Below are 9,192 nucleotides of genomic sequence, written 5' to 3'. Positions count from 1 at the left end.
ATGCCGGATTGCGGAATTTTTCATAGGCCGCCTTGCCCGGCGCGGTGAAGGTGACGGCGGTGACGATCTCGCCATCCTTCAACGAGGTCTCGAACAGGCCCTTGAAGAACTTGTCGGCAGCGATCTCGCGCTTGTTGGTGACGATGGTCGCGCCCAACGCCAGCAGCGCCGCCGGATAATCGGCCGCCGGATCGTTGTTGGCGATCGAGCCGCCGATCGTTCCCTTGTGGCGCACCGCCGGATCGCCGATCAGCGATGCCAGATGGGAAAGCGCCGGACAGGCCTTCTTCAGCTTCTCGTCATTGGCAACAGCATTATGCGTGGTGGCAGCGCCGATGGTGACGGTCTTGCCCGACACCGTGACGCCCTGCAGCTCCGTGATCCGCGACAGGTCGACAAGGTCGGACGGCGCGGCAAGCCGCGTCTTCATCGCCGGGATCAGCGTCATACCGCCCGAAAGCAGCTTGGCGTCGCCGGTCTTGATCAGCTTGGCGGCATCGGCGACCGAGGCGGCGCGATGATAGTTGACTGCGTACATTTGTCTTTCTCCCCTGGGTGAAAGAGCGAGCAGGAAGTAGCGAACATTCTCTTCCCTATTCGCTACCCCTATTCGCCATTCGCGTTCAATGTTTCGTCGCGCGGATCGCGGCCCACACGGTGGACGGCGAAGCCGGCATGGCAAGATCGTTGCTGCCGATGGCGTCGGTGATAGCGTTGATCACCGCCGGCGGCGAGCCGATGGCGCCGGCCTCGCCGCAACCCTTGATCCCCAACGGATTGCCCGGGCAAGGGGTGTTCGAGGTCGATACCTTGAACGACGGCAAATCGCCGGCGCGCGGCATGGTGTAGTCCATGTAGCTCGCGGTCAGCAATTGTCCGCTGTTGTCGTAATGGGCGCCTTCGAGCAGTGCCTGGCCAATGCCTTGCGCCAGCCCGCCATGCACCTGGCCCTCGACGATCATCGGATTGATGATGTTGCCGAAATCATCGGCGGCGACGAACTGGACGATCTCGGTCACGCCGGTTTCCGGGTCGACGTCGACCTCGCAGATGTAGCAGCCCGCGGGGAAGGTGAAATTGGACGGATCGTAGAACGCCGTCTCCTTCAGCCCGGGCTCCATGCCATCAGGCAGATTGTGGGCGGTGTAGGCGGCCAGCGCCATCTGGAACCACGGCACGTTCTTGTCGGTGCCGGCCACCTTCAGCGCGCCGTTCTCGATGATGATGTCGCCTTCGTCGGCCTCAAGCAGGTGCGCCGCGATCTTCTTGGCCTTGGCCTCGACCTTGTCGAGCGCCTTAACGATGGCTGACATGCCGACCGCACCCGAACGCGAGCCATAGGTGCCCATGCCCATCTGCACCTTGTCGGTATCGCCATGGACGATTGAGACCGAATCGAGCGGCACGCCGAAGCGCTCATTGACCAGTTGCGCGAAGGTCGTCTCATGGCCCTGGCCGTGGCTGTGGGAGCCGGTCAGCACCTCGATCGTGCCGACCGCGTTGACGCGCACTTCCGCCGATTCCCAAAGGCCGACACCGGCGCCGAGCGAGCCGACAGCCGCAGACGGCGCGATGCCGCAGGCCTCGATGTAGCAGCTCATGCCGATGCCGCGCAGCAACCCCTTGTTGGCGGCGGCGGCCTTGCGCTTGGCGAAGCCGGCATAGTCCGACGCCTGCATTGCCGCATCGAGCGAAGCGGCATAGTCGCCGGCGTCATAGCACATGATGACCGGCGTCTGATGCGGAAACGCTGTGACGAAGTTCTTGCGCCGCAGCTCGGCCGGCGAAACGCCGAACTGGCGGGCCGCCGTCTCCATCATGCGCTCCATGACGAAGGTCGCTTCCGGCCGCCCTGCCCCGCGATAGGCATCGACGGGCGCGGTGTTGGTGTAGATCGCCTTCACATTGGCGTGGATGGCCGGGATGTTGTACTGGCCCGACAGCAGCGTCGCATAGAGATAGGTCGGCGTCGCCGATGAAAACAGCGACATATAGGCGCCGAGATTGGCCTGGGTTTCCACCTTCAGGCCGAGGATCCTGTGGTCCTTGTCGAAGGCCATTTCAGCATGGGTGTGATGGTCGCGGCCATGCGCGTCGGTCAGAAAACTCTCGGTCCGGTCGGCCACCCATTTGACCGGCACGCCGGTCTTCTTCGACGCCCACAGGCAGACGATCTCTTCGGGATAGATGTAGATCTTCGAGCCGAAGCCGCCGCCGACATCGGGCGCGATCACGCGCAGCTTGTTTTCCGGCGCCACATTGTAGAAGGCGCTCATCACCAGCCGCGCCACATGCGGATTCTGCGAGGTCGTCCAGCAGGTATAGTGATCCTCGGCCTTGTCGTAATGGCCAAGTGCGGCGCGCGGCTCCATGGCATTAGGCACCAGCCGGTTGTTGATGATGTCCATCTTGACGACATGGGCCGCCTTCCCGAAGGCCGCCGCGGTGTCGTCGGCGTTGCCGATGTCCCAGTCGAAGATCAGATTGTTGTCCGCTTCGGGGTGGATCTGCGGCGCACCCTTGTCCATCGCCTTGGAGGCATCGACGACGGCCTTCAGCTCCTTGTAGGTGATCTCGACCGCCTCGGCGGCATCACGCGCCTGCCCCTTGGTCTCGGCGACGACGATGACGACGGCGTCGCCGACATAACGGACCCGGTCGAAGGCGAGTGGCGACCACGCTCCCATTTTCATCGGCGAGCCGTCCTTGGAGTGGATCATCCAGCCGCAGATGAGATTGCCGATGCCGTCGGCCTTGAGTTCCTTGCCGGTCAGCACGCCGATGACGCCGGGCATGCCTTGAGCCTTCTTCACATCGATCTTCTTGATCTGCGCATGCGCGTGCGGACTGCGCACAAAGGCGGCGTGCTTCATGCCGGGAACCACCATGTCGTCGACATAGCGGCCGGCGCCCGTGATGAACCGTTTGTCTTCCTTGCGCGCGACCCGAGCGCCAACACCTTCAATGCCCATCAGAAATTCCTCCGGAATTTATGGGAGTAGGGCAGTAGGGAGTAAGGGACTAGGGAAAAAGGGCCTCGTTGCGTTGGCCTTTTGCCCTACTCCCCTACTGCCCTACTCCCTTATTCCCTTGCCTAAGCAGCTTGTCTCGCCTTACCCTTGGACCCCTTCATCGTCGTCGATGCGGCGAGGATCGCCTTGACGATGTTGTGGTAGCCGGTGCAGCGGCAGATGTTGCCGTCGAGCTCGGCACGCACCGTCGCCTCGTCGAGCCCTTCGGGGTGGCGGCTGATCATGTCGGTCGCCGTCATGATCATGCCCGGCGTGCAGAAGCCGCATTGCAGCCCGTGATGTTCCTTGAAGGCGGCCTGCACCGGATGCAGGTCGGCGCCATTGGCCAGGCCCTCGATCGTCAGCACGGTGGAGCCGGAGGCCTGCACCGCGAGCATCGTACAGGATTTGACCGCCTTGCCATCGACGTGGACGACGCAGGCACCGCATTGCGAGGTGTCGCAACCGACATGCGTGCCGGTAAGGCCGAGATTTTCCCGCAGGAAGTGAACCAGAAGTGTTCGGTCCTCGGCAGCACCGCTGACCCGCTTTCCGTTCACCATCAACGAAACGTCCGACATGGTCCCTCCCTGGGTATCAACCTTGGTATCCACGCTGCCGACGCGGTATTCGCGCTTCGGTGGTGCATTATTCGTACACCGCACATCGGACAAAAAACAGCACGTCGCAAACGCGGAACATTGTACTTTCGGTCATGGCCGCGCCCAAACATGCGGTGCCGGTGGCCCCATTGCCAAACCGCCGATTGAAGGCAACAATGTCGGTCGACGCCCGCGCGCCAGAAGCATTTAAAAACAGCCGCGCACAAAAAAGCGTCGGAGGAAATGCGGAGAACATCGCTGGCCAATTCACAGACGCGCTATGCATGCGGCCTGTCGGCGCTCACCACGGACGAGCCCGACATGGAGGCGTTCGCCAAGGCGATCGCACTGGAAGCAGCCGCCATCGACGCAGGCTTTGCCCTGCTGTTCTTTTCGCAGAGCCTGGTCGAAGCCAGCGCCCTTTCCCAGGCGCTCATGACCCACGCACCGGCGCTCCACCACGCCGGCTGTTCGACTGCCGGCGAGATCACGCCGCAAGGTCTCGAGGATGGCCATGTGCTGGCCATGCTGCTTCCGTCCACCGCGTTCACCGCCGTCAGCGTGATGGTCGAAAATCTGTCCTCGTCGGGTATGGACAGGATCACCGGCGAGGTGGAGACCCTGCGGCGATCGCTGCGCGCGCGCCTTGGTTGCGATCGGACCAAAGGCACTTTCGCGCTCTGCTTCATCGACGGGCTCTCTTATGCCGAAGAAGCGGTGAGTTCAGCCATCCACTGGGGCCTCGATGACATTCCGCTGCTTGGCGGCTCCGCCGGCGACGATCTGAAATTCGAGACGACGCGCCTGATCTCGAACGGCAAGGTCACCTCCGACAGCGCCATCATCGTGCTGATATCGACCGAAATTCCCTTCCATGTCTTCAAGACCGACAATTTCGTTCCCACCGATGAAAAACTGGTGGTGACGGCTTCCGATCCCGATCACCGCATCGTGCGCGAGTTCAATGCCACCAATGCGGCGCAGGAATATTCCGCGTCCGTCGGCATCGTCGCGCAGATGCTGACGCCACTGAGCTTCGCCTCGCATCCCGTGGTGGTGAAGGTGGGCGGCCAATATTATTGCCGGTCGATCCAGAAGATGCATGCCGACGGCTCGCTGTCGTTCTTCTGCGCCATAGACGATGGCGTCGTGCTGTCGATCGCTCAACCCAAGGACATGGTCGAATCGACGCGCGCCGCCCTGCGCGATGTCGAGGAGAGGCTTGGCGGTATCGACATGATCCTCGGCTTCGACTGCGTGCTGCGCCGGCTGGACGCGCGCAATCGGCAGGTGTTTCGCGAGATCTCGGAACTCTACCGGGTCAACAATGTCATCGGCTTCGGCACCTATGGCGAACAGTACCGGTCGATGCATCTGAATCAGACTTTTACCGGCATCGCCTTCGGCGAGCGCCAGGCGGCGGAATAGGACGGCGCAACAAGATGCCGCTGAGGGACATAAACGATCTTGAAAAGCTGAAGAAGATCAACGCGGCACTGGTCAGCCGCGTCGAGCGCTCGATGGACCAGCAAGGCAACGCCTTTTCGCTGTTTCAGACCGCGATCTCGCTGGAAAACCGGGTGCGCACCCGCACCGAGGAACTGCACTCGACCTTGCGGCGGCTGGAGCAGTCGAACATCGACCTCAGCGCCGCCAAGGAAAACGCCGAATTGGCGAACCTGTCGAAAACCCGTTTCCTCGCCGCTGCCAGCCACGACGTGCTGCAGCCGCTGAACGCGGCCCATCTCTCGGTTTCGGCGCTCGCCGAAGTTCAGACCAGTGACGAGGGCAAGAAACTGGTGCGGCAGGTCGAGCGCTCGCTGGAGACGATGGAGGACCTGCTGCGAACCCTGCTCGACATATCAAAGCTCGATGCCGGCGTGGTGCAGCCCGACATGAGCGATGTCAGCTTGGAGGCGCTGTTCTCGTCGCTCCGCTCGGATTTCCTGCCGGTGGCGGAGATGAAAGGCCTGTCGCTGAAATTCCGGCCGGTCCATGCGGTGGTCCGCTCCGACCGCACGCTGCTGCGCCGCATCCTGCAGAACATTCTTTCCAACGCGCTGGGCTATACACGCTCGGGCGGCGTGCTTGTCGGCACCAGGCATCGCGGCGACACCATCCGCATCGACGTCGCCGATACTGGCTGCGGCATTCCCGACGACCAGCGCGAGGCGGTGTTCGAGGAGTTCCACCGCGGCACCTCGCCGGCCAATGCCGAACTGGACGGTGGCGGTCTCGGGCTCGGGCTTGCCATCGTGCGCCGCATGGCCAGCGCGCTCGGCCATCCCGTGACATTCTCGTCGAAGGTCGAACGCGGCACGATCTTCCACATCGATGTTCCCGTCGGCATCGGTGCGCCAACCGATGCCATCGCCAGGGTTGCCGACATGGAACGGCCGCGCGGCTATGGCCTGTTCGGCACCAAGGTGCTGCTGGTCGAGAACGATATCGAAGTGCTGCAGGCCATGACCTTCCTGCTCGAACGCTGGCAATGCCTGGTGCGGGCCGCGACCTCGACCGACGATGCGCTCGACATGCTTGGCGACACCGACTGGGTGCCCGACATCGTCATTGCCGACCAGCATCTCGACGGCGGCGATCTCGGCACCACGACCATCGCCGAAGTCCGCGACTATCTCGGCCGCGCCGTGCCGGCGCTGATCGTCACCGCCGACAGTTCGGAAGCAGTCGCCAAAGCCGCCCGCTCCGGCGGCATCGAACTGATGCGCAAGCCGCTGAAACCGGCGCAGCTAAGGGCCCTGCTGGCGCATTTGCTGGCTTAGCTTCATACCCTCCCATTGATGGGAGGGTTAAGTTCAAAACCCCGCCTGATCCCTGAAAAGCTCCGCATTGTCCAGCTTCGACACCTCGATCACCGCCTGCGTGCGGCTGTAGACATTGAGCTTGCGCAATATCTCCGAGACATGCGCCTTCACGGTCGTCTCGCCCACCTGCAACTCGTAGGCGATCTGCTTGTTGAGCAGGCCTTGGCGCAACATCTGCAGCACGCGCAGTTGCTGGGGCGTCAGCGTCGACAGGCGCTGCACCATGTCGGCGCGGTCGACGCTTTCGGCGTCCGGCGTGCGGCCTTCATAGGTTTCCGGGACATAGATCGCGCCTTCCATCACCGAGCGTATGGCGGCGGCGAGGTCGCTCTTGCGTGCCGATTTGGGGATGAAGCCGGCAGCGCCGTAGGACAGCGCCTCGGAAATGATCTTCGGCTCCTCATAGCCTGAGACGATGACCACGGGCAGGCGCGGATAGCGGGTCCGGAGTTGCAGCAGCCCGTCAAAACCATGCACGTCGGGCATCGAAAGGTCGAGAAGCGCGAGGTCGAACGGCTTGGCATCGGCCAGAAGATCGAGCGCTTCAGTGATCGAGCGTGCCTCCACCGTGTCGACTTCCGGATAGGCCATCTGCACGGCGCTGTGCAGCGCCTCGCGAAACAGCGGATGGTCGTCGATGATCAGGAACCGGGCGCGATCGTGGGTTGCGGTCATGGGGTTCATTTCAGTTCGTGAGCGATTAGAATAACCTCTCCACCATGGCCAGATTATTGCCAAATAGTATATCGCCATCTCCCGCGGAAAGTGCCGCCGGCACTTTCTCGACCAAATCGCCTTGTCCAGCCCCCCAAATCGGTCGAATGTTCCGGCAACCAAGCAGAGACCCTTGATGACAGAATTCGTCCTTCCCCTGCCCGCAACCGCATCGGTGGCCGTTGCCGGTTCGTCCGATCGTTTTGCGGTGCGCCGTATCTACTGCGTCGGCCGCAACTACGCGGCGCATGCCCGCGAATTCGGCAATGACGAGCGTGATCCGCCCTTCTTCTTCACCAAGCCGGCCGACGCGGTGGTCGATTCCGGCACCGCTATCCCCTACCCGCCGCTGACGGCCAATCTGCACCACGAGATCGAACTGGTCGCCGCGATCGGCAAAGCCGGCTTCCGCATTCCCCGCGACAAGGCGCTGGACCATGTCTGGGGCTATGGTGTCGGCATCGACCTCACCCGCCGCGACCTGCAGGACGAAGCCAAAAAGGCCGCCCGGCCCTGGGACTGGTCGAAGGCCTTCGACCGCTCCGCGCCTTGCGGCCCGCTGGTGCAAGCGCAGAAATCCGACCACCCGCAGAAAGGCCGCATCTGGCTCGCCGTCAACGGCAAGGTCAGGCAGGACGCCGACCTCGCCGAACTGATCTGGCCGATATCGGATATCGTGTCGATCTGCAGCGAGGCGGTGGAGCTCGCGCCCGGCGACCTGATCTTCACCGGTACGCCGGCAGGCGTCGGCGCGGTTGGCCCCGGCGACACGATGACCGGCGGCGTCGACGGCATCGGGACCATCGAAGTGACCATCGGCCAGCCGAAGTGAGGCCATGAGCGAACTCGTCCTGCACAATTACTATCGCTCCTCCACCTCCTATCGGGTGCGGATCGCGCTGGAGATGAAGGGGCTGAGCTACGACTACGTCCCGCATCATCTGCGCCATGGCGAGCATCTGGAACCAGCCTATCTCGCGGTCAATCCGCAAGGGCTGGTGCCGGCGCTGATCCTCGGCGACGGCACGCTGCTGACGCAATCGCTGGCGATCATCGAATTCCTCGACGAGACCAGCCCGGAACCACCGCTGCTGCCGAAGGACCCGGCCGGCCGGGCACGCGTGAGAATGCTGGCGCAGATGATCGCCTGCGACATCCACCCGGTGAACAATCTGCGTGTGCTGACCTCGCTGCGCACCCTGTTCGGCGCCGGCGACGAGGACATCACCAACTGGTTCCGTCACTGGGTGAACGAGGGCTTTCAGCCGCTTGAAAAGATCATGGCGTCGGCGGCGGAGACGGGTACATTCTGCCATGGCGACGCGCCGGGCCTGGCCGACATCTGCCTCGCCGCGCAGATTGCCAGCAACGCCCGCTTCGGCGTCGACTTGACGCCCTACCCGACGATCGCGCGCATCAACGCCGCCTGCATGGCGCTGCCGGCCTTCCAGAAAGCCGCGCCCCAGAACCAGATCGATGCCGAGTAGAAAAGCCACCGACCCAGGTGAAGCCAAGGCGCTGGCCGATATAGAGGCTTATGGCTGCCACATCTTGCATGTGCTGGAGGAAGGCGACGATCCGCCTTTCACCTATTCGGTTGGAATAGAGCACAACTTCAAGGCGCCGGAACTCATCGTCATCGGCCTGAAGCCGGAAATCTCCCAGTTCATCATCAACGAGTATTGCAGCCGCGTCCGCTCCGGCGAGGTTTTCCAACCAGGGCAGCGATCGTCCGGTTTTTTCGAAGGTTTCGACTGTCAATTCGGCGCCGTTCATATCGACCACTACCGCGAGCATTTCGGCTGGGACCTCTGGTTCTACGGCGGCCTGGATTTCGGTGTTCTCCAGCTGATCTATCCCACTGTGGACGGCATCTGGCCGTGGCAGGCCGAGGCGAGCGACTGGTTCCGGGCTTGGCAGCCGCTTCTCGACACCGCGCCGTTGCCATAGGCCTATCTGCCGACGCGCAGCGTCAGCGCCCAGAACAGCAACGCCAACAGGCCGATGCCGGCCCCAAGCACACAGACGCCGCTCCAGCCC

General features: G+C 63.0%; 9 protein-coding genes. 5 read left to right on the top strand and 4 right to left on the bottom strand.

Annotation, left to right across the window (positions count from 1 at the left end):
- The 3 genes from EN750_RS07795 to EN750_RS07785 form a co-directional block, all read right to left on the bottom strand.
- The coding region (locus EN750_RS07795; RefSeq protein ID WP_145967477.1) for a xanthine dehydrogenase family protein subunit M at positions 1-538 on the bottom strand (538 nt) is incomplete at its 3' end.
- A gap of 85 nt (positions 539-623) precedes the next feature.
- Complete coding sequence (locus EN750_RS07790) at positions 624-2,972, bottom strand: xanthine dehydrogenase family protein molybdopterin-binding subunit (RefSeq protein WP_127396089.1); 2,349 nt, start codon at positions 2,970-2,972, stop codon at positions 624-626.
- Between the two features lie 122 nt (positions 2,973-3,094).
- On the bottom strand, positions 3,095-3,592 hold the full coding sequence (locus EN750_RS07785) for a (2Fe-2S)-binding protein (protein ID WP_127272058.1): 498 nt from the start codon (positions 3,590-3,592) through the stop codon (positions 3,095-3,097).
- A gap of 264 nt (positions 3,593-3,856) precedes the next feature.
- Between EN750_RS07785 and EN750_RS07780 the strand changes: the two genes are divergently transcribed.
- Positions 3,857-5,041, top strand: coding sequence for an FIST signal transduction protein (locus EN750_RS07780; RefSeq protein ID WP_127329575.1), 1,185 nt, complete (start codon positions 3,857-3,859; stop codon positions 5,039-5,041).
- Between the two features lie 14 nt (positions 5,042-5,055).
- Positions 5,056-6,396, top strand: a complete 1,341-nt coding sequence (locus EN750_RS07775; protein ID WP_127396088.1) for a hybrid sensor histidine kinase/response regulator — start codon at positions 5,056-5,058, stop codon at positions 6,394-6,396.
- Between the two features lie 33 nt (positions 6,397-6,429).
- On the opposite strand, the gene EN750_RS07770 is transcribed toward EN750_RS07775, so the two are convergent.
- Entirely contained in the window at positions 6,430-7,113 is a 684-nt protein-coding gene (locus EN750_RS07770) for a response regulator transcription factor (protein ID WP_027039066.1), read from the bottom strand.
- A gap of 175 nt (positions 7,114-7,288) precedes the next feature.
- Between EN750_RS07770 and EN750_RS07765 the strand changes: the two genes are divergently transcribed.
- Genes EN750_RS07765 through EN750_RS07755 form a run of 3 tightly spaced genes read left to right on the top strand, consistent with a single transcriptional unit; the run spans position 7,289 to position 9,102 of the window.
- Positions 7,289-7,984, top strand: coding sequence for a fumarylacetoacetate hydrolase family protein (locus EN750_RS07765; protein WP_127396087.1), 696 nt, complete (start codon positions 7,289-7,291; stop codon positions 7,982-7,984).
- Between the two features lie 4 nt (positions 7,985-7,988).
- The gene (maiA, locus tag EN750_RS07760; protein ID WP_127396086.1) at positions 7,989-8,639 is read left to right on the top strand and encodes a maleylacetoacetate isomerase; all 651 of its coding nucleotides are present in this window, start codon (positions 7,989-7,991) and stop codon (positions 8,637-8,639) included.
- A complete protein-coding gene (locus EN750_RS07755; RefSeq protein WP_127396085.1) occupies positions 8,629-9,102 on the top strand; it encodes a DUF4262 domain-containing protein in 474 nt (157 codons plus the stop codon). Before maiA ends, EN750_RS07755 begins: the two co-directional genes overlap by 11 nt.
- Positions 9,103-9,192 lie beyond the last annotated feature (90 nt).

Source organism: Mesorhizobium sp. M7A.F.Ca.ET.027.03.2.1, assembly GCF_003999175.1.
Classification (GTDB): Bacteria; Pseudomonadota; Alphaproteobacteria; order Rhizobiales; family Rhizobiaceae; genus Mesorhizobium.
This window is presented reverse-complemented; position numbering and strand designations above follow the sequence as displayed.